At 59.7% G+C, this 22263-nt stretch carries 22 protein-coding genes; 10 read left to right on the top strand and 12 right to left on the bottom strand.

What is annotated here, in order from left to right:
* Positions 1 to 26: 26 nt before the first annotated feature.
* Positions 27 to 1922 (bottom strand): ATP-dependent nuclease, encoded by a 1896-nt coding sequence (locus F3H98_RS12645; RefSeq protein WP_149760513.1) that lies wholly within the window; start codon positions 1920 to 1922, stop codon positions 27 to 29.
* 189 nt (positions 1923 to 2111) lie between these two features.
* Positions 2112 to 2567 (bottom strand): GFA family protein, encoded by a 456-nt coding sequence (locus F3H98_RS12640; protein ID WP_149760512.1) that lies wholly within the window; start codon positions 2565 to 2567, stop codon positions 2112 to 2114.
* Positions 2568 to 3829: 1262 nt separating this feature from the next.
* On the opposite strand from F3H98_RS12640, the gene F3H98_RS12635 reads away from it, so the two are divergent.
* The gene (locus tag F3H98_RS12635; protein WP_149760511.1) at positions 3830 to 4201 is read left to right on the top strand and encodes a nuclear transport factor 2 family protein; all 372 of its coding nucleotides are present in this window, start codon (positions 3830 to 3832) and stop codon (positions 4199 to 4201) included.
* 134 nt (positions 4202 to 4335) lie between these two features.
* Here F3H98_RS12635 and F3H98_RS12630 read toward each other — a convergent pair whose 3' ends face one another.
* Positions 4336 to 4788, bottom strand: a complete 453-nt coding sequence (locus F3H98_RS12630; protein ID WP_149760510.1) for a hypothetical protein — start codon at positions 4786 to 4788, stop codon at positions 4336 to 4338.
* A gap of 280 nt (positions 4789 to 5068) precedes the next feature.
* On the opposite strand from F3H98_RS12630, the gene F3H98_RS12625 reads away from it, so the two are divergent.
* Both F3H98_RS12625 and F3H98_RS12620 read left to right on the top strand, forming a co-directional pair.
* Positions 5069 to 5713, top strand: a complete 645-nt coding sequence (locus F3H98_RS12625; protein WP_149760509.1) for a TetR/AcrR family transcriptional regulator — start codon at positions 5069 to 5071, stop codon at positions 5711 to 5713.
* A 292-nt stretch (positions 5714 to 6005) separates the two neighbouring features.
* Entirely contained in the window at positions 6006 to 6236 is a 231-nt protein-coding gene (locus F3H98_RS12620; RefSeq protein WP_149760508.1) for a hypothetical protein, read from the top strand.
* Between the two features lie 156 nt (positions 6237 to 6392).
* Here F3H98_RS12620 and F3H98_RS12615 read toward each other — a convergent pair whose 3' ends face one another.
* Complete coding sequence (locus F3H98_RS12615; protein ID WP_244621689.1) at positions 6393 to 7196, bottom strand: lytic transglycosylase domain-containing protein; 804 nt, start codon at positions 7194 to 7196, stop codon at positions 6393 to 6395.
* A gap of 205 nt (positions 7197 to 7401) precedes the next feature.
* Between F3H98_RS12615 and F3H98_RS12610 the strand changes: the two genes are divergently transcribed.
* Complete coding sequence (locus tag F3H98_RS12610; RefSeq protein WP_149760507.1) at positions 7402 to 7959, top strand: methylated-DNA--[protein]-cysteine S-methyltransferase; 558 nt, start codon at positions 7402 to 7404, stop codon at positions 7957 to 7959.
* A gap of 15 nt (positions 7960 to 7974) precedes the next feature.
* Here F3H98_RS12610 and F3H98_RS12605 read toward each other — a convergent pair whose 3' ends face one another.
* Positions 7975 to 8304, bottom strand: a complete 330-nt coding sequence (locus F3H98_RS12605) for a hypothetical protein (protein WP_149760506.1) — start codon at positions 8302 to 8304, stop codon at positions 7975 to 7977.
* A gap of 302 nt (positions 8305 to 8606) precedes the next feature.
* On the opposite strand from F3H98_RS12605, the gene F3H98_RS12600 reads away from it, so the two are divergent.
* On the top strand, positions 8607 to 8819 hold the full coding sequence (locus F3H98_RS12600; protein ID WP_149760505.1) for a cold-shock protein: 213 nt from the start codon (positions 8607 to 8609) through the stop codon (positions 8817 to 8819).
* A 250-nt stretch (positions 8820 to 9069) separates the two neighbouring features.
* Here F3H98_RS12600 and F3H98_RS12595 read toward each other — a convergent pair whose 3' ends face one another.
* Both F3H98_RS12595 and F3H98_RS12590 read right to left on the bottom strand, forming a co-directional pair.
* Positions 9070 to 9948, bottom strand: coding sequence for an EAL domain-containing protein (locus F3H98_RS12595; protein ID WP_149760504.1), 879 nt, complete (start codon positions 9946 to 9948; stop codon positions 9070 to 9072).
* Positions 9949 to 10169: 221 nt separating this feature from the next.
* Entirely contained in the window at positions 10170 to 11051 is an 882-nt protein-coding gene (locus tag F3H98_RS12590; protein ID WP_149760503.1) for an EAL domain-containing protein, read from the bottom strand.
* Positions 11052 to 11267: 216 nt separating this feature from the next.
* Here F3H98_RS12590 and F3H98_RS12585 point away from each other — a divergent pair, with 216 nt between their 5' ends.
* A complete protein-coding gene (locus F3H98_RS12585; protein WP_149760502.1) occupies positions 11268 to 12470 on the top strand; it encodes a pyridoxal phosphate-dependent aminotransferase in 1203 nt (400 codons plus the stop codon).
* Between the two features lie 75 nt (positions 12471 to 12545).
* Here the strand turns inward: F3H98_RS12585 and F3H98_RS12580 are convergent, their stop codons facing one another.
* On the bottom strand, positions 12546 to 12941 hold the full coding sequence (locus tag F3H98_RS12580) for a (R)-mandelonitrile lyase (RefSeq protein WP_149760501.1): 396 nt from the start codon (positions 12939 to 12941) through the stop codon (positions 12546 to 12548).
* Between the two features lie 203 nt (positions 12942 to 13144).
* On the opposite strand from F3H98_RS12580, the gene F3H98_RS12575 reads away from it, so the two are divergent.
* Positions 13145 to 15196: an elongation factor G gene (locus tag F3H98_RS12575; RefSeq protein WP_149760500.1), complete on the top strand. Its 2052-nt coding sequence runs from the start codon at positions 13145 to 13147 to the stop codon at positions 15194 to 15196.
* 583 nt (positions 15197 to 15779) lie between these two features.
* On the opposite strand, the gene F3H98_RS12570 is transcribed toward F3H98_RS12575, so the two are convergent.
* The gene (locus tag F3H98_RS12570; RefSeq protein WP_149760499.1) at positions 15780 to 16676 is read right to left on the bottom strand and encodes a LysR family transcriptional regulator; all 897 of its coding nucleotides are present in this window, start codon (positions 16674 to 16676) and stop codon (positions 15780 to 15782) included.
* 25 nt (positions 16677 to 16701) lie between these two features.
* Positions 16702 to 17676, bottom strand: a complete 975-nt coding sequence (trxB, locus tag F3H98_RS12565) for a thioredoxin-disulfide reductase (protein ID WP_149760498.1) — start codon at positions 17674 to 17676, stop codon at positions 16702 to 16704.
* A gap of 267 nt (positions 17677 to 17943) precedes the next feature.
* Between trxB and F3H98_RS12560 the strand changes: the two genes are divergently transcribed.
* The gene (locus tag F3H98_RS12560; protein ID WP_149760497.1) at positions 17944 to 18426 is read left to right on the top strand and encodes an Lrp/AsnC family transcriptional regulator; all 483 of its coding nucleotides are present in this window, start codon (positions 17944 to 17946) and stop codon (positions 18424 to 18426) included.
* 9 nt (positions 18427 to 18435) lie between these two features.
* A complete protein-coding gene (locus F3H98_RS12555; RefSeq protein WP_149760496.1) occupies positions 18436 to 19233 on the top strand; it encodes a glycosyltransferase family 2 protein in 798 nt (265 codons plus the stop codon).
* A gap of 2 nt (positions 19234 to 19235) precedes the next feature.
* Here the strand turns inward: F3H98_RS12555 and F3H98_RS12550 are convergent, their stop codons facing one another.
* Together F3H98_RS12550 and greA are read right to left on the bottom strand one after the other, a co-directional pair.
* Positions 19236 to 20324, bottom strand: a complete 1089-nt coding sequence (locus F3H98_RS12550) for a glycosyltransferase family 4 protein (RefSeq protein ID WP_149760495.1) — start codon at positions 20322 to 20324, stop codon at positions 19236 to 19238.
* Positions 20325 to 20346: 22 nt separating this feature from the next.
* Positions 20347 to 20820 (bottom strand): transcription elongation factor GreA, encoded by a 474-nt coding sequence (gene greA, locus F3H98_RS12545; protein WP_149760494.1) that lies wholly within the window; start codon positions 20818 to 20820, stop codon positions 20347 to 20349.
* A gap of 300 nt (positions 20821 to 21120) precedes the next feature.
* On the opposite strand from greA, the gene F3H98_RS12540 reads away from it, so the two are divergent.
* Positions 21121 to 22260 (top strand): PQQ-dependent sugar dehydrogenase, encoded by a 1140-nt coding sequence (locus tag F3H98_RS12540; protein WP_149760493.1) that lies wholly within the window; start codon positions 21121 to 21123, stop codon positions 22258 to 22260.
* Positions 22261 to 22263 lie beyond the last annotated feature (3 nt).

Genomic DNA, 22263 nt, shown 5'->3' with positions numbered 1-22263 from the left:
AACACTGCCGCGTGTCGTTTCCGGAGTCACGCCGACGATAACCTCTTCTCCAGTTCATCCAAAATTGCACCCGCCGTTGCCTCGCATTCACTTGTCAGCTTGACCTTAGTCTTGCTGGCCAATGATGTCTGAAAGAACGAAAGTATCTGCTTCTTTGAAGGAAGCTTCGTTGAGCCAACGTGCGATCCGATAAGCGCAAGATCAGCCGGCGCTAGTATCTTCTCGATTTCTTTTGCACCTGAAATGTCTCCAATCAGGAAGACTTCTTGATCGGATAGTCCAAGCAAGGTCAGATACCGTTCCCGCTCTTTCACACCAGCAGAATCAGAGTCGAGCATTACTCTAACCGGCAGTCCCCATCCCCTGCTTATCGCAATAAGAGCGTCCAGTGTTCCTGCTCCTAACCCAGGTAGCAACCGAAGCTGCTTCGACCAATGAACCTTGGCAAAATATTCAAGAATAAAATAGTCTGACTTTCCCTCTAATATGACGCTGGCCCTATCCATATCAAACCTCGACGGGACAACATCCAATCTATCGATAACCGGTTGAAAATAGCTGGTTTTCTTCGGATGTTCTGTAGCAAAGCGTCGATAGGGAACCGCTTGAACATCATAAGCATCCTCATCGACCGATGCTTGTTGCATAATCGAACTAAATTGATCGACAGGGTCGTTTTTGATGACGATCGTCTGCTCCAGCCAATGCGGGTTGATCATGTAGTGACTGTGGGTTGAATAAATGAGCGTATGAGGGTTGCGAGCAATCTCAGGGAAGCTGTCGATAAGTTTTTGCTGTGCTGCTGCATGCAAATTTGAGGCGGGTTCATCCAAGAGAAATAATATTGCCCGATCATCATTTCGCGCTGCCCGAAACTGTGTAAAAAGGAGAAAGGAAAAAAACCACCGGAATCCTAGAGAACGATCTTTAATCGGAAACCTCTTAACTCCATCCTTTACAAAAAACTCAATGTAAATATCATGATCCGTACTCTTCTCTTTCTTTACACCATCCTTAACTATATCCGGAGCCTCAGAAAGCGTAAATTCTATTACAACCTCCTTTCCAGATATATCTTCTCCAAATATCTTATTCCACCTTTCAAAAACAACATTTGTTACCGCGCGAGCAGCCCTATCAACTACTTGTTTTATTTTTTCAGATTCGTTTGATTTCGTATAAATAGGAAAAAACAAGAAAAATTCAACTTTATACTCATCCTTCCCTATCCTTTCTAATATATGAGTTTTAATGCTATGTCCTCTACCATCATAGTCAAGTATATCTTGAAAAAGCTTTCTATAAAAATCATTTACCTTATTAACATGACGATCAGATAAAAATATTTTATCCGGAAAATCAAATATAAACGTTGGAAAGTAAGCAATAACTGGAAATAATGATTCAATATAGTTTAGAATTGGCATCTCCTCAGATTTCCAATCTGGATCTCTAAGTGTCTTCTGCTTTCCACTCCTGACTTTCAGATTCAGCGAACATCCTCGGAATGGACCAACAAAATCGCCATCCTTGTAGCGTTGTATTCGTGAGTAGGTAAACTCATCGGTCAAACATGCGGGATCAATAGTGATACCCTTATTCCTTGAGAAGGTTATTATCTTATCCTTGTCTCCTTTATCCATCGTAAGTGCAGCAGATATAGAAATATCACCGGTAAAGTCGGATATTTTGTCTTTTGGAACTCTCTGGCGCCTCTGTTCTTCAATAGTAGAAACAGACCCAACCACTATTTGCGTATCTGCATCTGGGGAGAAACTATGAATTGCTTCCAGAATTGTTGTCTTCCCACTTTCATTTAATCCAACCAAAGAGTAAACTCTTGCATTTCCAAAAGGGTCGAATTCCAAAGTAGCGTTTCTAATTCCTTTGAAATTCTTTATTTCAAATTTCTTGTAGCGCATCTATGTTGCCCCTTCCTACGCATTCCTTTTATAGGTTTGCATAGGTGAAGATGATTATCCAGATACGATTTAAGCCCTTTCAATTCAGCAATACATGCAAACTATCTAATAAAAGCTTGGACACTCTCATCGCCGTTAAGGTTTTGGGAAGCGGATAAGCCCGTTTTTTCTGTTATGGAAGAAACACCCTCACCCCACCCACACCTTGTACTCCCCCATCAGCCCTTCCCACGCGTCCATCGGCGGCAGGGTTTCGAAGCTGTGCACCGCGCCGGTTTGGGCAAAGGCCAGTTTTTCCCCCGCAAAGGTGTCGATGAAGGGCGCAAAGCCGCTCGTGTCGTCGAGCATGGTCGGCCTGATGTTGACGAACCAGTCCATGCCCTCGGCCCTGGTGAACATCCACGACATGCAGTGGGGACAGAAATAATGGTGCGCGTCCGGCCCGTGCAGCCCGCCGATCACCGGCTCGCCCGCGGTCACCGCAAAACCCTCGGCGGGAATGGCGGCCGACAGCGAATAGGCCGAGGAACTCATCTTCTGGCAGCCGGTGCAGTGGCAGGCGGTGGTGGCGAGCGGTGGCGCAGTCACGGCAAAGCGCACCCGCCCGCAGCGGCAGCCACCCTCGCGCGGCAGTTTCCAGTCCATCGTCGTCCTCCCTGCTGAGGGCACAGGTCTAATGCATCGGCCCGGAAATCGGAATCGATTTTCGGGAGACCAGACGATGCGCGTCCTGCCCACCGCTCCTGTCATGACCGTCACGGCATGGATCCTCGGGTCAAGCCCGAGGATGACGAGGTCGAGAGGTTTTGCGCAGATCACCAACGTTGGCGATTGACGGCGACATCCTTCCCTTCGTCATCCACGGGCGGAGCAGGAGCGAAGGCCGTCGCGTAGACCCGGGGATCCATGCCGTGACGTTCGCGATGGATAGAACGGTGCAGAAAACACGCCTGCTGTTGAAACCCTCTCGTCCTGAACCGCTGCGACCTCGTTCAAGGCTGGATTCCCGACACTCTCCGCTCGTTCCTCGCTCACGAGGTCGGGAATGACGGATTTCGTTTTGGGACGACGCAAAAACGTCAATGCAGAGTTATACGGCGAGAGCCTCTGCGGCCTCGCAAATTTGGCGACGTGGGTTAAACACACCCGTCATTCCCGACCTCGTGAGCGAGGAACGAGCGGAGAGTGTCGGGAATCCATGCTGTGACAGGTCGGCAGTACGAAAGCGGTGCAGAACCAACCAGCCCGCCAGTCCAGCCATCCCCACATTGTCAGCATCTGTCAGCAGTCTTTCATTTTGTTTTGTCCACACCCCTTTGCCGCTGCCGCACACTCATCGGCAGTTTCTCCTGCGGGAACGCCGATCATGACGGTGGTTTGCGGGGAGGAACCGGCGCTTCGGGCAAGCGGCTAACGTGGCCGTGGAGACGGGGGGCTGTCCCGGAGTCTCTACGATTTCCCGCGTTGACGGGAACCAGGCGCGGTATGATCTGGCGCTGACACGTAGAAACCACCGGTGCATACCGGAAGGTCCGATGAAAACGCCGGCGGGGCGCTGGGAAGGCGCCAGATTACTTACTTACGAGGTGCTGACCCAGCGCCCCGCTTCCCACCTTTCTTTCAATGGCCAGACGCGAAAGCGGGCGTGGCAATGGAGAAGCTTGTGCTGATGAAAGGACCCCCTCTCCGTCTCGGCTTCGCCTCGACACCTCTCCCCCGCTTCGTGGGGGCGAGGAACCGCTGCCGCGATGCCAGCGCTTCTCCAGCTTGGGTTCCTCGCCCCTGCGAAGCGGGGGAGAGGTGTCGAGGCGAAGCCGAGACGGAGAGGGGGCGTTTTCAAACGAGGCAGCATCCCACCTGGAACCCACGCCCCTGCCCGGCTGTTTCCCCTCGAAGGAGGCCCAAAAATGTCCAGTGATCCAATCGCTATCGCCAAAAAATCCTACCAGGCCTATGTCGACAAGGACCGCGCCGCGATCGAGGCCGTCATCGCCGACGATTTCCATTTCACCAGCCCGCTCGACAACCGCATCGACCGAAAAACCTATTTCGAGCGCTGCTGGCCGAACAGCGAGACGATTTCGGGCTTCGAATACAAGCACCTGGTGCAGGAGGGCGACCGCGTCTTCGTCACCTATGAAGGCACGGGCACCACGGGAAAACGCTTCCGCAACACCGAGATCCTCACCGTTCGCGGCGGCAGGATCGTCGAGGCGGAAGTCTATTTCGGCTGGACCATCCCGCACGAGGCACGGGATGGCGGCTTTGTCGATGGCTGAGCGCCTGGCCGCGCGAGAGCGGCAGCGCTGCTTAGAGCATGATGCCAAAAAGTTGCAGATTTTTTGGATAACATCATGCGCCAAAACAACGGGTTAGAGCGGAAATGACGCTTCAGAACAAAGGCGCTTTCGCTCTAAGCGGCTGCCGATTGCGACCGGTGGTCCCAGTGATACTTGAATTTGCCCTCCACCGGCGTGCGCTGAATCTCGTGGCGCTCGAACATGGTGGTAAGCGCTGCGCCCACCTGGTTGACGTTGTGGGCGTGGCCCCGAGCTTCCAGCCCGTGCACGATGTCGCTGATGCCGCGGCGCTCGGCGAAAAAGCCTTCGTCGCGCAGCCGCTTCACCCGGTCGCGGCAGGATTCGCCCATCGGCGTCGGCGCCACCCGGCGCCTGGTGCGCGCCTTCGGCATGCCCTCCGCGTCGGGCGCGATCACCTCGCCATTTGCAATGATCGTTCCGGCGCCGAAGCGGGCGCGCTCTATGATGGGTATGAGCTTATCCAGATAGGTGCGGACGAAGGAGTCCTCACCCTCAAGCTCAATCGTTCCCGCTTGCGTGTTGATCAGTACTTTCGCGTTCGACATCCCATGCGTGCTCCCAAGCCTTCCCCAATGCAAATGTATCAAATAAATTCGCAAATGATAGTTTGCCGCGTCACAACTGTTATAAAACACTGTTTCGCTGCCTTTTACCCGTACCGATTTTGGCTGTTATTCTACCCACCGGCGAATTCACCAGCCGGCCTAGCTCCTTACGTTGCGTCAATCCTTTTCACGGCGCGTCGAATAGCTTCAACTTGTTGCCCGCCCGTACGGCGTATATAATTCGTGCAGGTACGAAAAAAGAATAGGCCGCCGGGGAGAAATGCCGATCACCGTTCAGACCCGCCGCGAACGTCAGAAGGCCGAGTTACGCTCAGAGCTGGTCGCGGCAGCGCACGCGCTGGTCAAGGAGGAAGGCTACGAAGGCCTGACCATCCGCAAGCTGGCCAAGCGCGTCGGTTATGCGCCGATGTCGGTCTATTCCTATTTTGCCGACAAGCAGGAGATCCTGATCGCGCTGGCCGAGGATGCGTTTGCGCAGCTGGCCGAGCGCGCCGGGCGCAACCAGCCTGCCGAGCCGCTCGACGCGCTGCGCCACGGCATGCGTGAATTCGCAGCCTTCGGCCGCGAGAACCCCAACGAATACCGAACCATCTTCATGACGCCCAAGGCCCACGAACACGACGCTGAAACGGCGGCCGAACTGGAGAAGAACAATCCGGCGCTGCTGTCGATGCGCAATTGCGTGCTGGCCTGTCTGGAGGCCGGCCTGCTGAAAGGCGACGAGCACGCCATCACCACCTTCCTGTGGACCACCGTGCACGGCGCCATCTCGGCGATGATCACTTTCCCGCAATATTCGTTCGGCGACCACAAGCACTATGCCGAGACCGTCATTGAGCTCGCGTTGACCGCAGTGCGAACCGAAGGGGCCGGGCCGCTGACGGCAGGCGCGAAATCCTGCTGACCGGCTTTTCCACGGGGCAACTGGCCGCCGTATAATCGGCGGCGTGACGATACCGGAAACCCCTCCCCCTCTCTTTTCTTCTCCTCTTTCCCCCGCCTCCGAGGGACGCCGAAGCGGCGAGGCTGATTGCGCCGGCGCGGCAGTCCTTCCCACTCCCATTTTCCATCACGAAAGGTTGTTCGAAAAAATTTTGTACGCGTACGATTTTCTATTGTAGGCACGCGAAACGGCTCGTATATGTACGTTGCAGCGTACACGTACATATTTTGAACGCCGCCAACGGAGAAAGACCATGAAGAAGATTGCTCTCGTGCTTGCCGCTCTTGCCGCCACCTCGGGCGCTGCTTTCGCCGGCGATTTCGCCGCGACGCTTCAATATCCCGAGGCGCCCCGCGTGAACCAGACGGCGCAGCAACTCGACCACAGCTCCACCGGCTCGATCCTGCGCAAGATCGTTTCGGGCAAGCCCGCAGCTGACGGCAAGACCGTCAAGAAGCCTGCAGCCGACGCGCTGAAGAACTGAACGTTCTGGTCCTGACAGCGAAAGCGCGGCAACTCGCATAATTCCTCAAATCGGAATCGATTTAAGGACAAAATTATGCAGAAAATCAAAGTGCTACAGCGAGCTTTGCGCGTCTGAAAAGACGCGCGGCGCTGTAGCGGCCGCCCTTTTTGTGGGTCAGGTGGGCGGCGTCATGCGCCGGCGCCGGTCCTTGCCAAGCCCCGTCTCGTCGAGCAGGCCCTTGCGTTTGGCGTCGTAATAATAGCCGCGCTGGTAAAGCCGGTCCGCCAGATCGTCATTGCCGTTGGCGACGAGCCAGGCGCCCTTCAGATATTTCACCGCATATTTGAGATTGGTCTCGGCATCGAGCAGGCCTTTTGCCGGGCCGTTGTAGCCCATGCCGCGCGCCGTCGCGTGCTTGATCTGCATCAGGCCCCAATGGCCGCGATTGTAGGCCTTGGGATTGAAGGTGCTCTCGCGCTTGACGACGCGCCGCACCAGGTCGACCGGCACCTCGTAGACCGCCGCATATTTGGCGATCAGGCCGTCGAGATCGCTGGCCGGCGCTTCGGCCTTGACGAAAGAATTGGGCGTGAAAACTGCCGGCGTCGCCGTCACATTGGCATCCGCGGGCGCCGCCTTGGCGTCGATTGCGGCCACCTGGACGCCCGCTGCGGCGGTCCGGGTTGCGGCCACCGGCGTTTTGGCGTCAGCCGCCTCAGGCATCGCGCCGGCAACAGTTGCATTCGCTTCGACCGCTGGGGCTACCTTGGCGGTAGCGGCGAAGGCTGACGGAGCGTCGGCATTGGGCGCGAAGGAAGTCGGCACCACCGAAACAGTGTCGGGCAGCGCCAGGTCGGCACTCGAGGCCATGGCGAGGCTTGCCGATACGTTGTCGCCGGTGGACGTCGACGTACAGCCCGACAATCCGATCGACGAAAACACGGCGCCAACCGCCAGGAAAACTCGAAGTTCGGGCAAAGCGCCCCCTCACATCCACCACAAATCAGCCGCTTCCGCCCAGACCTCCTTACATCATGCCCCCAATGTCAGCAACATGTCTGGAATCGGGTGTCGCAAAGCGCCAGCAAACCCTAGATTACCGAGTATGCGAATCCGGTCGGCGTTCTTGATTTGTGCCGCCGGCTCGGTTCATGATAAACAATCAGATCGTCGGGAATTTGCCATGTCTACTTCGCAAAACTACCACGTCTTCGAAACGCCGCTCGGATGGCTCGGCATTGCCTGGAGCGAGAACGGCCTGACCCAGCTGCAATTGCCTTCGCATGACCGCGCTGCGACCGAGCGGCGACTGCAGCGCCGCACGGTCGACGGCACCGAGGCTTCGCCACCGGCATGGGTCGCGGACATCGTCCAGATACTGAAACGCTATGCGGCCGGCGAGCAGGTCGATTTCTCTGAAGTGCCCGTTGATCTTGGGGGCGTCGACGCCTTCCGGCTCGCGATCTACGACGCGGCCCGCAAGCTCGGGTTTGGCGAGACCGTCACCTATGGTGAGCTGGCGGCCCGCGCCGGCTATCCCGGCGAGGCGCGCGACACCGGCCAGGCGCTTGGCCAGAACCCGGTGCCGATTGTGGTGCCATGCCACCGGATCCTCGCGGCGGGCAACAAGATCGGCGGTTTTTCAGCACCAGGCGGCAGCACCACAAAGGAAAAATTGCTCAAGATGGAAGGCGTACGCGTCGGCCCGCCGCCACCGGCGCAGGCAGCTTTCGGGTTCTGAGGCAGCTTGCCAGGCTCAGTCGCGCCGCAACCTCAGAATTGGGAAATCATCGTCGAAGTCGAATGTCTTGCACTCATAGACCGGGCAGGATTTGCGGTCGGCGGAAGGAATGAAGACGGTTTCGGCCATCTCCTCCTGCTGGCAGAAGCGATCGTCTCGCACATAGCGGCCATAGAGTTGCAGGGATGGATTGCGTTGCGAACGGTAACGCATGATCGCCGCACCATCCCGCCGGATGGTGGCCCTCACCTCGTCGCACCTCATGCTCGTCGAGTTGTAGCGCGTGATCGCGTGTGCCGGCATTGCCGAAAGAAATACGGTTGCCGCAAGCAGAAATCTCATCATCACCAACCTCCCTTTTCGGACGGCGTCACATTAATATACGAGCGGCGGCGCAAACTGTTTCATGGCCAGCATCTAGTCCGCGTCGCGTCATCCGCAATCCCGAGCCGAGGAATAATTTCCGTTCGCCCCTTGTGTTGGCTGGCTATCCGGCTTATATGCGTTCCGTTGATATTTCGGCCGATCGATCTAGTGGCCCCGCGGAACCCGCGTTTGCTGACGTCTATCTCCAAAATCTCGATACCAACCGGTCCGGCTTTCTTTGTCGGACTTACCACGTTGCAAACTTTGTAAGGAATACGCATATGGCTACTGGCACCGTTAAGTGGTTCAACAGCACCAAGGGCTTCGGCTTCATTCAGCCGGACAACGGCGGCGCGGACGTTTTCGTCCACATTTCCGCTGTCGAGCGCGCTGGCATGACGAACCTCGTTGAAGGCCAGAAAATCAACTTCGAGATCGAGCAGGACCGCCGCACCGGCAAGTCGTCCGCTGGGTCTCTCAGCAAGGCAGCCTGATTTTATCGCGCGCCCCGGTTTGACCGGAAGCGCGCGGCAAGTCACGGATGTACTGGCGGCCGCGCCAAGAGCGCGCGAACGCATGATGACGAACCGGAAATCGACGTAGCGGATTGCTGCCGATACCGGAACCGAGCATGTTACGATCAGGCTACCAAGCAGCGGAAGGCGGGATCAGTCCCGCCTTTTTTGCGTCTGCAGTGCCGCCAGCCTGTTCCGGCGCACAACGGTAGTGAACGGCGCGCCAGCGTCAGCCTTTCCGGTGTCGGCCAAACGGAACGATCTTGCGATCCTCCCGTGCAAGCAGCCTCGCGACCGGACGCGGGCTGTCGTCGACAACCGTGCCGACCAGAGCCGGGCCGGCCAACAGCCGCCCTTGCAGATAGTCGGCGCCCGCGTCGAGCGCGGCCTCCAATTCGGACGACGTTTCGATGCCTTGCACCAGAAGTTTCGCACCAAGGCCCTTGAATGCGGTCAGGACCGCCGGGAATAGCCTGGCCGTTTCGGCTTTGTCCTGCACGCCACGAAACCAGGCTCCATCGATCTTGATGACGTTGGGGCCAATCAGCGTGACGCGGTCGATGGCCGATTTTCCGGCCCTGAAGGCGGCGATGGAGATCTGCATGCCGCAGCAGCTGAGTTCGTTGGCGATGCCTGCAAGCCCGTCCATCGGGAGTTCGGGCGCATCGAGGATTTCGCAGATGATCATGGCCGGCGACAAATCGGCTTCTTCTGCAATCCTGGCGATCGAATCCAGCGATCCGACGCCCTGGTCGCGCATGTCGAGATCTGGGTCGATCGTCAGGTAAAGCCTGAGGTTTGCAACGTTGTCGACGCCGATGTTGCGATGATTGCGCAGGTGGAGAACCCTGGAGAGGGTTTCCACGAAACGCCGGTCGTCAGGCGCGACCTGTTCGAAGAATTCGGCGGCAGTGATCTGCTTGCCGGCAAGTTGCGGCGCCAAGCGGGCCTCAAGCGCAAACAGGGCGAGATTCGCTCCCTCGCGCCTGAAGATCGGCTGGTAGGACGTCTTCAACCGGTACTGGCCGTAAATACCTGTCTCCAGGCCGATTTCGTCGGCGAGGATAGCCTTTTCTACATCGGCAAGCCGCGGAAATGTCTCAGTCATGGCAGCCTGCTCCAGCCGCACGGCATGACCGGTGTTCGAAAAACTCCGTCGTCAGCGCCTCGAACGGATGCGCCGGGAGACCCGGATACTGATACACACGACTACCCTGTTTTTAGCTCTTATTCGGCTTTGTTCGAAGCCTAACAGGATGAGTTTGACCGCCAGTTAATGCGTCGGGGGTCGGAAAGCGATCCACCGGATATGGTAACCGGAATCCCAATCTATGGCGACTTGGTGCGCCGACCGAAAACGCCGCGGACTGGATCGGCCCGCCGATGCCTGCCGTTTTTCAACTGGTCGTCCGGCAACTCGACGAGGGTGGACGGCTTGCCGCTCGAATGGCGGCTGGGCGCCTGGCCGATCGAGGCAATCTGCGGTCTTGCCAGAACATAACCCTGCACCATCGACGCGCCGGATTTCTCGGCCAGTTCGAGCTGCCAGGTTTCCTCGATGCCTTCAAACACCGTCTTGATGCCTTGCTCGGCGAAGGCCGACACCATCGTCGACAGCAGTGCGAACCCCGGTCCGGTTTCCATGAGCCGTGTGATCCACTGCGCGTCGAATTTGACGATGTCTGGTTGCAAGCGCCTTATCCGGTCGACGTCGGAATCGGCGGAACCGTAGTCGTCGACGGCGATGCGAAAACCCTGCAGCTTCAGCGCCTGCACAAATCGGTGGAGCGCAGCCTCTGACGCGGATTTTTGTTCGGTGACCTCGCAGACAACACGGCGTGGATCGATCGCCGCTTCCCGCAGGACAAGCCGCATGTCGCGCAGGGCCGCATCGGCAACGCTTTTCTCGCCGAACACCGAAGGATCGAAATTGACGAAGATCGAGGTGTCGGGATCGAGGCAGGCGCCGGCATTACCCAGGTGCAAGGTGCGTGTCAGCGTTTCAACATGCAGCCGCTCGGCAAAGGGAACGGAAGCGAAGAAGGTGGCGGGCGGCACCGGCTCGCCGTCGCGGCTTGGCCGTATCAGCCCTTCGAACGCCACCACCGTGGCCCTGCCGTTGTAAAAAGCAAAGATCGGCTGAAAGGCCGACCGCAGCACATAAGGCCCCCACACGGCGGCGAAAGTGCCGTCGTCCTGTCGAATGATCATGCAAGGCCCATGGTGCCCGACAAACTGCTCTTGCTCCGGCCGTTCCGAGAAATTCGTGCGGCGAACCATAGTGGAGCAAGTTTTACCGCTCGTTAACGGATGGAGCGGCCTGGACGAACAAAGCCGTGCCGCCGGCCCTTGCGGAAGCGTTGATGTTCGGACATTAAGGCGCGCTGCTTGCGCAAGCGGCGCAAGCCTTACCTGGAGACAATCGTCATGGCCTTTCTCGCCGATGCCCTTTCCCGCGTTAAGCCTTCCGCGACCATCGCGGTCACGCAGAAAGCGCGCGAGCTGAAAAACGCCGGCCGTGACGTGATCGGGCTCGGCGCCGGCGAACCGGATTTCGACACGCCCGACAACATCAAGAACGCGGCGATCGACGCGATCCGCCGCGGCGAGACCAAGTATCCGCCGGTGTCGGGCATCGCGCCGCTGCGCGAGGCGATTGCGAAGAAGTTCAAGCGCGAGAACAATCTCGACTACAAGCCAGAGCAGACGATCGTCGGCACCGGCGGCAAGCAGATCCTGTTCAACGCCTTCATGGCGACGCTCAACCCTGGCGACGAAGTGATCATCCCGCGTCCCTACTGGGTCAGCTATCCCGAAATGGTGGCGATCTGCGGTGGAACATCGGTGTTTGCCGAAACATCGATCGAAAACGGTTTCAAGCTGACGGCGGCCGCCCTCGACAAGGCGATCACTCCGAAGACGAAGTGGCTGCTGATGAACTCGCCGTCCAACCCCTCGGGCGCCGCGTACACGCAGGCCGAACTGCGCGCGCTGGCCGACGTGCTCCTGAAGCATCCGAATGTCTGGGTGCTGACCGACGACATGTACGAGCACCTGACCTATGGCGATTTCGTCTTCAAGACCATCGCCGAGGTGGAGCCACAGCTTTACACGCGCACGCTGACCATGAACGGCGTGTCGAAAGCCTATGCCATGACCGGCTGGCGCATCGGCTACGCGGCTGGTCCGGTGGCGCTGATCAAGGCGATGGACATGATCCAAGGCCAGCAGACTTCTGGCGCCTGCACCATCGCGCAATGGGCTTCGGTGGAGGCGCTCAACGGACCGCAGGACTTCATTGCCAAAAACAAGGCGATCTTCCAGGGCCGCCGCGACCTCGTGGTGTCGATGCTCAACCAGGCGCGAGGCATTTCCTGCCCATCACCTGAAGGCGCTTTTTACGTCTATCCGTCCTGCGCAGGTCTGATCGGCAAGAAGACGGCGTCCGGAAAGGTCATCGACAATGACGAGACGTTCTGCTCGGAATTGCTGGAGGCCGAAGGTGTGGCGGTGGTGTTCGGCTCGGCCTTCGGGCTTGGACCCAACTTCCGCATCTCCTACGCCACGTCGGAAGCATTGCTTGAGGAAGCCTGCACACGCATCCAACGCTTCACCGCAAGCCTGAGCTGATCCGTCCAATCATTCGAAAATCAAAAAGCCCGGCAGCAATGCCGGGCTTTTTGATTGCATGGCGTTGGGTCGGACCTAGCCGCCATATTGCTCGTCGCTAACCTTTTCCAGCCATTCGACCGCAACGCCGTCGAGGGCCTCCTGCATGGCAATGTGAACCATCGCCGTTTTGGCGCCGGCGCCGTGCCAGTGCTTTTCGCCCGGCGAGAACCATATCGTGTCGCCAGCCCTGATCTCCTGGATCGGCCCGCCCCAGCTTTGCGCTCTGCCCGCTCCCGAGAGCACATGCAGTGTCTGGCCGAGTGGGTGCGTGTGCCAGGCCGTGCGGGCGCCGGGTTCGAACGTGACCGTCGTGGCGCGCAGCCGCGCCGGCGCTTCCGTTTCGATGATCGGGTTCTGCGTGACCCGCCCGGTGAAATAGGCATCCGGCGCAAGGATGGTTGGTACGTCGCCGCAAGCAATGATCTTCATGGGGTGGTTCTCCCTTTTCAGAAAGCCGACTGTGCAGCCTTTGTCGAACATGTGGAGCCGTCAGTCATCTATTTTCCTTGCCCTGCCTCCCAACCCATGTTTCGATGAATTCTGGCAGGTGGCTAAGCACCCTGCCCTGCGACGGCCGGAGGAGGCCGGCCGCCGCCTCAAGTGGTCATGCATGAGGAGGAGGTCGGGTTACCATGGGAAAACGCGCCGGAGGCAGGCTTGCGGGACCGAAATGCATCGCCATTGTCGGTCCCTTTGCCAGCGGAAAAACCACACTTCTTGAAGCAATCCTTGCCCGAACGGGCGCTATCCCACGCCAGAACCCAGTTTCGTCGGGCAATACCGTCGGCGATCATTCGCCGGAGGCCCGCGCCCACCAGATGAGCGTCGAGGCGGTCGTGGCAACCACCGAGTTCATGGGCGACAGCCTGACCTTCATCGACTGCCCCGGCTCCATCGAGTTTTCTTTCGAGGCCGAACCGGTTCTCGCAGCCTGCGACATCGCCGTGGTCGTTGCCGAAGCCGACGAGAAAAAAATACCCGCCTTGCAGCTCATCATGCGCAAGCTGGACGATCTCGGTGTGCCGCGCATCCTGTTCCTCAACAAGATCGACAGGGGCGACGCCGGCGTTCGCGAAACGCTTAAACTGCTGCAGCCGACGAGCAGCGCGCCGCTCCTCTTGCGTCAGATCCCGCTGCGCAAGGAAGGCATCATCATCGGCTCGATCGACCTGGCGCTGGAGCGCGCCTACATCTACCGCGAATATGCCGAGAGCGAGGTCGCCGAAATTCCAAGCGACGACAAGGCGCGGGAAATCGAGGCGCGCTTCTCAATGCTCGAAACGCTGGCCGACCACGACGACCTTCTGATGGAGCAATTGCTGGACGAGATTGAGCCGCCAAAGGACGAAGTGTTCGACGACCTCGCCGCCGACGTCCGCGACGGACTGGTGACGCCGGTTCTGATCGGCACCGCCGAAAAGGGCAATGGCGTTCTGCGTCTGCTCAAGGCCATTCGCCACGACGCGCCGGATGTGGCCGCGACCCGCAAGCGGCTTGGCGTGCCGGAAAACAACAACACCGTTGCGCAGGTCATGAAGACGCTGCACACGGCACATGGCGGCAAGCTGTCGATCTCGCGCATCCTGTCCGGCACGGTGACGGACAGCGCCGAATTCAATATCTCCGGTAGCGGCGTCGCCAAGGTTTCGGGCATCTACCGCATGCTCGGCAAGGACCAGACAAAACTCCCGTCTGCCAAGGCGGGCGAGACCGTCGCGCTGGGCAAACTCGACGACGTCAAGACCGGCGCCACGCTGAGTTCAGTCAAGGGCGGCATCCCGGCACTGATCGGGCTCGAAGTTCCGCAGCCGGTGTTCGCGCTGGCGCTGCGGTCGAAGGAACGCAAGGACGACGTCAAGCTTTCCGCCGCCATCCACCGCATCGCGGAAGAGGACCCGTCGCTGCGTGTCCAGCACCACCAGGATTCCAGCGAGATGGTCATCTCGGGGCACGGTGAGATGCATCTGCGCGTCACCGTCGAGCATCTCGAAGGCCGCAACCAGATCCCCGTCGAAGGCCATGCTCCGGCAGTTCCCTACCGCGAAACGATCCGCAAGTCGGTGTCGCAGCGCGGTCGCCATAAGAAGCAGTCCGGCGGCCACGGGCAGTTCGGCGATGTGGTGCTCGACATCAAGCCGCTGCCGCGCGGCAGCGGCTTCCAGTTTACCGATACGATCACCGGCGGCGTGGTGCCGAAGACCTACATCCAGTCGGTCGAAGCCGGCGTTCGCGACTATCTGAAATCGGGGCCGATGGGCTTTCCGGTCGTCGACGTGGCGGTCAACCTCTCCGACGGCTCCTACCATTCGGTCGATTCCTCCGACATGGCGTTTCAGATGGCCGCCAAGCTCGCCATGAAGGAAGGCATGGCGGCATGCTCGCCGGTTCTGCTCGAGCCGGTCATGAAGGTGGATATCTACACGCCCAACGACGCGACCGCGAAAGTGACGGCAATCGTGCCGCAGCGGCGCGGCCAGATCCTGGGCTTCGATGCACGGCCCGGCTGGCCGGGCTGGGACGTGGTGGAGGCCACCATGCCGCAATCGGCGATCGGCGACCTGATTGTCGAGTTGCGTTCGGCCACCGCTGGCGTCGCCAGCTACAGCGCCCGTTTCGACCACATGGCCGAATTGACCGGCAGGCTGGCGGATGAGGCGATGAATGCCAACGGCAAGGCAGCCTGAGAACCTGCCCGGAATAAAAAACGGCGTCCGGTCCCCGGACGCCGTTTTTTGCGGACCGTAACCGCGGGAGGCGGTACGGCAGGTCCGCCGCGGTGTGCCGCCTGGTCTCAGGCGGTCGAAAGAGCGGGACGCAACGGCTGCCGAGACCATCCTTCGAGTGATGCCCCCATCTCCCGAACGGATAACGTCGCGTCCTAGCGTCATGTTTAGCGGGTGGATTTGCCAGCCATAAGGTTACCCAGGGTTACATGTGACCGTTACGTCAAGGCATGCACGGGTTTTGGCGAACGTCGCCGCCGGGTCGCTGGCTGCAACGAAACCGTTACGTCTGCACGCCAATCGGGCAACAAAAAAGCCGGATCGAAACGATCCGGCTGAGTTGATTGGAAGTGCCTGTTAAGGCGAAACCTCCAGAGGGGAACACTCACCGGGAGCTAATGGGAGGAGGAACGCGCCCGGGAGATGATTGTGATATGGGCGTCTCCTGCCCAAAAAACAAGCTTCCTCCTTGCATTCCACCCATGCATTTTTGCATGAGTATTCATTTTCAGCAATTTACGTAGAAAAATTAGGCAGTTAGCCGTCAGAACGACCAGCTGCGCGCCTTCGAGAATACGAAGTCGCGGAAGGCCTTGAGCTTTGCCTGATTTTTCATCGCTTCCGGGTAACAGAAGAACGTATCGAAGGAGGGCACCTCGATCTCCGGCAGGATTTGCACCAAGCCTGAATCCTTGTCGGCCATGTAGTCCGGCAGCATTGCGATGCCGACACCCCGCTTGACCACGCGGCGCACCGACATCAGGTCGTTGATCTGCACCGTCGCCATGCGGCGGTCGCCTTCCGGGCGGCCGAGCGTCTCCAGCGAGTTGAGCTCACGCAGGAAGCCCGGCACCGGCTCGCCGAACGTCACGATGCGATGCTTGTCGAGGTCCTTGGTTGTGGCCGGTCGGCCATAACGCTCGAGATAGGACGGCGCGGCGAACAGATGCAGATGCACCGTGAATAGCCGGCGCTGGATCAAGTCCGGCTGCTGCGGCTGACGCAAGCGTATGGCGCAGTCGGCCTGGCGCATCGTCAGGTCGAGCTCTTCGTTGGCAAACACCAGCTGGAGCTGGATATCCGGATAGAGGTCGGTGAATTCCTGCACGCGGTCGGTCAGCCAACCGGTGCCGAGGCCGACCGTGGTGGTGACCCGCAGCACGCCGGAGGGGCGATCCTTGGCCTCGGTCAGCCGCGAGCGCACATTCTCCAGCTTCATCAAAACGTCGTGGGCGGTGCGGTAGAGGATCTCGCCCTGCTCGGTCAGCACAAGGCCGCGCGCATGCCTGTGGAACAGCGGCACACCGACATCGTTCTCCAGCGCACTGACCTGCCGGGAGATCGCTGATTGCGACAGCCGCAACGTCTCGGCGGCATGGGTGAACGACCCAGCCTCCGCCGCGGCGTGAAACACGCGTAACTTGTCCCAATCCAGCGACATGCCGACCCCTCAGTCTACCGGCGGCTTATTCTGCCGCTTCACGATGCACGTCCATTTCCGCAAGATATTTTTCCGCCTCCAGCGCTGCCATGCAGCCCAGACCGGCGGCGGTCACAGCCTGGCGATAAACGTCATCGGTGACATCGCCCGCGGCGAACACGCCAGGCACGTCCGTCTTGGTGGAATCGGGCGCCGTCCACAGATAGCCATTCGGTTTCTGCTTGAGCTTGCCGACAAAAAGCTCGACGGCCGGCGCGTGGCCGATCGCCACGAACACGCCGTCGACGGGGAGTTCGGAAACAGTTCCGCTTTTGGCGTTCCTCACACGAATGCCGGTGACCGACGGCGGCAGCGGCTTCTGGCCAGGAACGCCGGTAATCTGGTCGACGACCGTATCCCACAGCACCGTCACGTTCTCCTTCTTGAACAACCGTTCCTGAAGGATGCGCTCGGCGCGGAATTCACCGCGGCGGTGAATGACGGTGACGTGCTTGGCGAGGTTGGAGAGGTAAAGTGCCTCCTCCACGGCCGAGTTGCCGCCGCCGACCACCACCACGTCCTTGCCGCGATAGAAGAACCCGTCGCAAGTGGCGCAAGCCGAGACGCCGAAGCCCATGTAGGTTTGTTCGCTGGGGATGCCGAGCCACTTGGCCTGCGCACCGGTGGCGATGATCAGCGCGTCGCAGGTGTAGGTGGTGCCGGAATCGCCTTTAAGCCGGAATGGACGGTTCTGGATATCGACCTCGACGATGAGGTCGTTGACGATTTCCGTGCCGACATGCTCTGCCTGCTTCAGCATCTGCTCCATCAGCCAGGGGCCCTGGATCGGATCGGCGAAACCGGGATAGTTCTCCACGTCGGTGGTGATCGTCAGCTGGCCACCTTGCTGCAGGCCGGCGACGAGTACCGGCTTCAGCAAAGCGCGGGCAGCATAGATCGCCGCGGTGTAGCCGGCCGGGCCGGAACCGATAATGAGAACGGGCGCGTGCTTCACAGTCATGATGCTGCCTTCGATGTCGGCCGGCACCCAAGGTGCATCGGGCGGAAATGAAATCTGTTTGCCGTAATTTAGGTGCTGCTCTACCCCTCATGCAAGGCGACGAATTGTTCGTCCCCGGAAAGCTGCACCATTCCGGACCGTTCGCTGCCTTGCTTGCGGAAATCTCTTTCCAGAAAACGGCGGAACTTGGCCGGGTACGCATCTTCCGATAGTTTAATTTCACGCAGACGACAGATTCTTGCGCCTGGTACCATCGGAGTGAATTTAATGCCCCTGAAAGCAGACCTCGATTCCATCGATTGGAAGATCTTGAGGGAGTTGCAGGACGACGGCCGCATGACCAACGTCGAACTGTCAAAGCGGGTGGGCATTTCGGCACCGCCGTGCCTGCGCCGCGTCAAGCGGCTGGAAGACGCCGGCATCATTCGCGGCTACCGGGCGCTTCTGAACAGCAAGTCCCTCGGGTTCGACGTGGTCGCCTTCTGCCTCATCGGCCTGCACCATCAGTCCGAAGTCGAACTGAAGGCGTTTTCCGACCGCACCCGCAACTGGCCGATGGTGCGCCGCGCATGGATGGTTTCGGGCGAGTCCGATTTCCTGCTGCATTGCGTGGCAAGCGACCTCGGCACCTTCCAGAGTTTCGTCATCGAGGAGCTTACCTCAACGCCGAATGTCGATACGGTGCGCACCGCGTTGACCATACGCCAGATCAAGGACGAAGGGCTGGTCGCCATCGACGATCCGGCGTAGAGGCCTTCGATGAGCCGGTTCCACAGGCCGATCTCGGCCTTCATCATCTGCAAGGACGAAGTCGCGGTGCTCGGTGAGTGCATCGAAAGCCTCGACTTCTGCCGCGAGATCGTGATCGTCGATTCAGGGTCGACCGATGGCACGCTTGCCCTGATCGAGGCCTACGCCGCGCAAGGCTACCCGATTCGCCTGATTTCCAACGCGTGGCCGGGCTTTGCCAGGCAGAAACAGTTCGCGCTCGAACAATGCCGCGAGCCCTGGTGCCTCAGCATGGACTCCGACGAGCGGCTTGACCCGGCGGCGAAGGCATACCTTTCGGCCATGCCGCTGGACGACGCGAAGCTCTCTTCCTACGCAATCCTTCGCCGTGACTACCTGCCGGGCTACGGCTACCAGCCTGCGATCGTGCATGCCAAGGCGTTTCTCAGATTGGTCCGCAAGGGAACCGCCCGTTTCGACGAAAGCGCCCTGATCCATGAGTCGCTGATCGGACAGGGACCGGTCCATACGCTTCCGAAAGGCGCGATCCTGCATTTTCGCAACATGTCGATGAAGGAAGACACTGCGAAGACAAGCGCTTACGCGGATTTGAAGGCACGCGAGCAATTCGCGCGTGGTCGCCGCACGACTCCGCTGAAGCTGTTTTTCAAGCCTATTGGCTGGTTCCTGAAGAGTTACGTCGGGCACCGCAACTTCCTGTGTGGGGTGCCGGGTTTCATCTACGCGATGATGTTCGCGCAATATGCCTTCCTGGTGGAAGCAAAGCTCTACCGGCTCTCACTGGGTGACAAGGCGCCGCCGGAATAAGCTCAGCCGCGCGCCCACATCCGCTCGTAGACCTCGGCGATGGCGTTCGCCTCCCGTTCCAGCGGAAATCGCTCGATGACATCGGCAAGGCCTGCTTCGCCATGCCTGCGGGCAAGCGCGGGATCTGCGAGATATGGCCTGATCGCTTCACGCAGCGCATTGCCGTCGCCGGCAGGAACCACGGCTCCGGTCTTTCCCGGGACGATCAGTTCGGCATAGGCGCCGGCGTCGCTCGCCACCACGGGTGTCCGGGATGCCATCGCCTCCAGCGGGGTAAGCCCGAACCCCTCGTTGCGGGACGGCGCCACATAAAGCGAAACGCGGCGATACCAGACCTTCACGTCCGGCACTTCGCCCAAAAACACGATCCGTTCCGACAGGCCGGCTGCATCGACCTTCTTTTTCAGCTCGTCCGCGAACCCCCTATGTTCCGGCGTCACACGCCCGGTGATCACCGCCGTCCAGTCGGGGAACTGCGGCAACAGCGCAATCATTGCCTCGACGAAGAGGTCGGTACCCTTCTGGTGGCGAACGCGCCCGAAACAGCCCACGGCATAGCGGCCGGGCAGGCCTGTCGCGGCGAAATCATCGTCCGGAATGGCGGGGGGGCGGAATTGCCCGAGGTCGATGCCGTGCATGACCACCGTGTGCGGCACTGTGAGAAAACTGCCGGAACGGCCGCTGGTGGCGATCACCGCGTCCATCCTACGGATCAGCCACTTGGTGTAGGGCTTGTGATCGCGCTGCGCGGCGGAAGTGAAAAGCAGCTTTACCGGCGCGCGGAAAACATCGCGCAACACGATGCCGGCCAGCATTTCCGGGTTGCGGCGGGCATGCCAGATGCGGAACGGCCGCTTCTTCGGCCGTTTCAGCAGGCCGAAAAGCTGGCCGAAGCGAAGCTTCGGCAGCGTATCCGGCAGGCCCGGCCCGACGGTCGCGATGCCGAGAGTTCGCATCTGCACCGGCACCAGATGGATGATTGTTGTAGTGACGCCCGACAGCCGTCGCTTGAAGTTCGGCGCGATCACCTCAACCGCGCCGACATCGGCAACGGCCGGGCCGGCCGCTGCCCTGTTTTCCGTCGTGCTCATGGGGCGGGGTCGCCGATCCCTCTCAGATGAACTGGACCCGGACGATTTCGTAGCCGCGGGCACCGCCCGGTGCATTGACCTCGATGCTCTCGCCAACTTCCTTGCCGATCAGCGCACGGGCGATCGGCGAAGAGATCGAAATGCGGCCAGACTTCACGTCGGCTTCCTGATCGCCGACAATCTGGTAGGTCCGCTCCTCTTCGCTGTCCTCATCGACCACCACGACGGTGGCGCCGAACTTCACCTTTTCACCGGTCAGTTTCGACACGTCGATCACTTCGGCGCGGGCGACCAGATCCTCAAGCTCGTTGACGCGGCCTTCGTTAAGGCTCTGCTGCTCCTTGGCGGCATGATATTCGGCGTTTTCGGAAAGATCGCCATGCGAGCGGGCTTCCGAAATGGCCTCGATGATGCGCGGACGCTCTTCTTGCTGGCGCCAGCGCAGCTCTTCCTTGAGCGACTGGAAACCGCCTGCGGTCATCGGGACCTTGTTCATGATATCTTCCTTCCTGCCGCAGACTCCCTGCGGTCCTTTTCAGGTGTAAATTCACCGGTGAGACACAAAAAGAAAACGGTCCGGCAGCCTCGGCTAACAGAACCGTTTCACCTGAATTTCGCTGAATATAGCAATTCCCGCGCGATTTTCACGTCAAATTTTGCCGACGCAAGGGCATGTCACAATCTTGCGCGGGTCAACATTTCACCAGCTTGTGATCGCCCGCGCCATTCATTTGCCGGAGCTTTTCGTTTCCTTTGCGGTTGAACACAGGTTTGCAAACGACCCGACAGGACGAAAATGCCCCTTCATCTCGCTCGCTCCGCCTTTTTGTCGACGATCGCCGTCGCCGCCGGCGCTCCGACTGTGGTCGCTGGAGAGATCTTCGACACCAAAGATGCCCGCGTCGAAGCCGAAATCGTGACTGACCAGCTCGAAAATCCGTGGGGGCTTGACTTCCTGCCGGGCGGCGACGTCATCGTGACCGAACGCGCCGGCCGCATACGGCTGCTGTCGGACGGCAAGCTCTCTAAACCGCTGGCGGGCGTGCCCAAGGTCGCGGCAAGCGGCCAGGGCGGGCTGCTCGACATCGCCGCGGCGCCCGATTTCGAGCAGTCACAACAGATCTTCTTCAGTTTTTCGGAACCGGGCCGAGGTGGCTCCGGAACTGCCGTCGCGCGCGCGAAGCTCGTCCGCGACGGCAATCCACGGCTGGAGAACGTAGAGGTGATCTTCTCGATGGCGAGGAAATCCGGCACCAGCCGCCATTTCGGCTCGCGCCTGGTATTCGCCGGGGATGGCACGCTGTTCTTCACCATCGGCGACCGGGGACAGGGCGAACGCGCGCAGGACATGCAGGATCACGCAGGCGCCGTCCTGCGCATCAACACGGACGGTTCTATACCCGCCGACAACCCCTCGCCCGATGGCTCGAAGCACCTGCCGGAAATCTGGTCGAAAGGCCATCGCAACCCGCAAGGCGCAGCGTTAGACCCGATTGTGGGCGGCCTTTTGACCGTTGAACACGGCGCCAAGGGCGGCGACGAGATCAACAGGCCCGAAGCCGGCAAGAACTACGGCTGGCCGGAGATTTCCTATGGTGTCGACTATTCGGGCGCCAAGCTCGGCGTTGGCACGCGAGCGCCAGGCTTCGAGCAGCCGCTTTATTACTGGGACCCGTCGATCGCGCCATCCGGACTGGCCGTCTACGACGGCGACATGTTTCCGGAATGGAAAGGCGATTTGCTTGTGGGCGCGCTGAAATTCCAGTTGCTAGTCCGCCTCGACCGCGACCCCTCCGGCAAGATCGGCAGCGAGGAGCGTCTGCTGGAAGGCGAATTCGGCCGCATTCGCGACGTCAACGTCGCGCCGGACGGCTCCGTCTGGCTGCTGACCGATGAAGATCCCGGTGCGATCGTAAGGCTTTCGCGCGCCGACTGAACA

It is taken from the genome of Neomesorhizobium albiziae (assembly GCF_900114255.1).
Lineage (GTDB): Bacteria > Pseudomonadota > Alphaproteobacteria > Rhizobiales > Rhizobiaceae > Neomesorhizobium > Neomesorhizobium albiziae.
This window is presented reverse-complemented; position numbering and strand designations above follow the sequence as displayed.

Coding starts and splice junctions, on each gene's coding strand:
- F3H98_RS12645 (WP_149760513.1), bottom strand. CDS start 1,922: ATGCGCTACAAGAAATTTGAAATAAAGAATTTCAAAGGAATTAGAAAC.
- F3H98_RS12640 (WP_149760512.1), bottom strand. CDS start 2,567: ATGGACTGGAAACTGCCGCGCGAGGGTGGCTGCCGCTGCGGGCGGGTG.
- F3H98_RS12635 (WP_149760511.1), top strand. CDS start 3,830: ATGTCCAGTGATCCAATCGCTATCGCCAAAAAATCCTACCAGGCCTAT.
- F3H98_RS12630 (WP_149760510.1), bottom strand. CDS start 4,788: ATGTCGAACGCGAAAGTACTGATCAACACGCAAGCGGGAACGATTGAG.
- F3H98_RS12625 (WP_149760509.1), top strand. CDS start 5,069: ATGCCGATCACCGTTCAGACCCGCCGCGAACGTCAGAAGGCCGAGTTA.
- F3H98_RS12620 (WP_149760508.1), top strand. CDS start 6,006: ATGAAGAAGATTGCTCTCGTGCTTGCCGCTCTTGCCGCCACCTCGGGC.
- F3H98_RS12610 (WP_149760507.1), top strand. CDS start 7,402: ATGTCTACTTCGCAAAACTACCACGTCTTCGAAACGCCGCTCGGATGG.
- F3H98_RS12605 (WP_149760506.1), bottom strand. CDS start 8,304: ATGATGAGATTTCTGCTTGCGGCAACCGTATTTCTTTCGGCAATGCCG.
- F3H98_RS12600 (WP_149760505.1), top strand. CDS start 8,607: ATGGCTACTGGCACCGTTAAGTGGTTCAACAGCACCAAGGGCTTCGGC.
- F3H98_RS12595 (WP_149760504.1), bottom strand. CDS start 9,948: ATGACTGAGACATTTCCGCGGCTTGCCGATGTAGAAAAGGCTATCCTC.
- F3H98_RS12590 (WP_149760503.1), bottom strand. CDS start 11,051: ATGATCATTCGACAGGACGACGGCACTTTCGCCGCCGTGTGGGGGCCT.
- F3H98_RS12585 (WP_149760502.1), top strand. CDS start 11,268: ATGGCCTTTCTCGCCGATGCCCTTTCCCGCGTTAAGCCTTCCGCGACC.
- F3H98_RS12580 (WP_149760501.1), bottom strand. CDS start 12,941: ATGAAGATCATTGCTTGCGGCGACGTACCAACCATCCTTGCGCCGGAT.
- F3H98_RS12575 (WP_149760500.1), top strand. CDS start 13,145: ATGGGAAAACGCGCCGGAGGCAGGCTTGCGGGACCGAAATGCATCGCC.
- F3H98_RS12570 (WP_149760499.1), bottom strand. CDS start 16,676: ATGTCGCTGGATTGGGACAAGTTACGCGTGTTTCACGCCGCGGCGGAG.
- trxB (WP_149760498.1), bottom strand. CDS start 17,676: ATGACTGTGAAGCACGCGCCCGTTCTCATTATCGGTTCCGGCCCGGCC.
- F3H98_RS12560 (WP_149760497.1), top strand. CDS start 17,944: ATGCCCCTGAAAGCAGACCTCGATTCCATCGATTGGAAGATCTTGAGG.
- F3H98_RS12555 (WP_149760496.1), top strand. CDS start 18,436: ATGAGCCGGTTCCACAGGCCGATCTCGGCCTTCATCATCTGCAAGGAC.
- F3H98_RS12550 (WP_149760495.1), bottom strand. CDS start 20,324: ATGAGCACGACGGAAAACAGGGCAGCGGCCGGCCCGGCCGTTGCCGAT.
- greA (WP_149760494.1), bottom strand. CDS start 20,820: ATGAACAAGGTCCCGATGACCGCAGGCGGTTTCCAGTCGCTCAAGGAA.
- F3H98_RS12540 (WP_149760493.1), top strand. CDS start 21,121: ATGCCCCTTCATCTCGCTCGCTCCGCCTTTTTGTCGACGATCGCCGTC.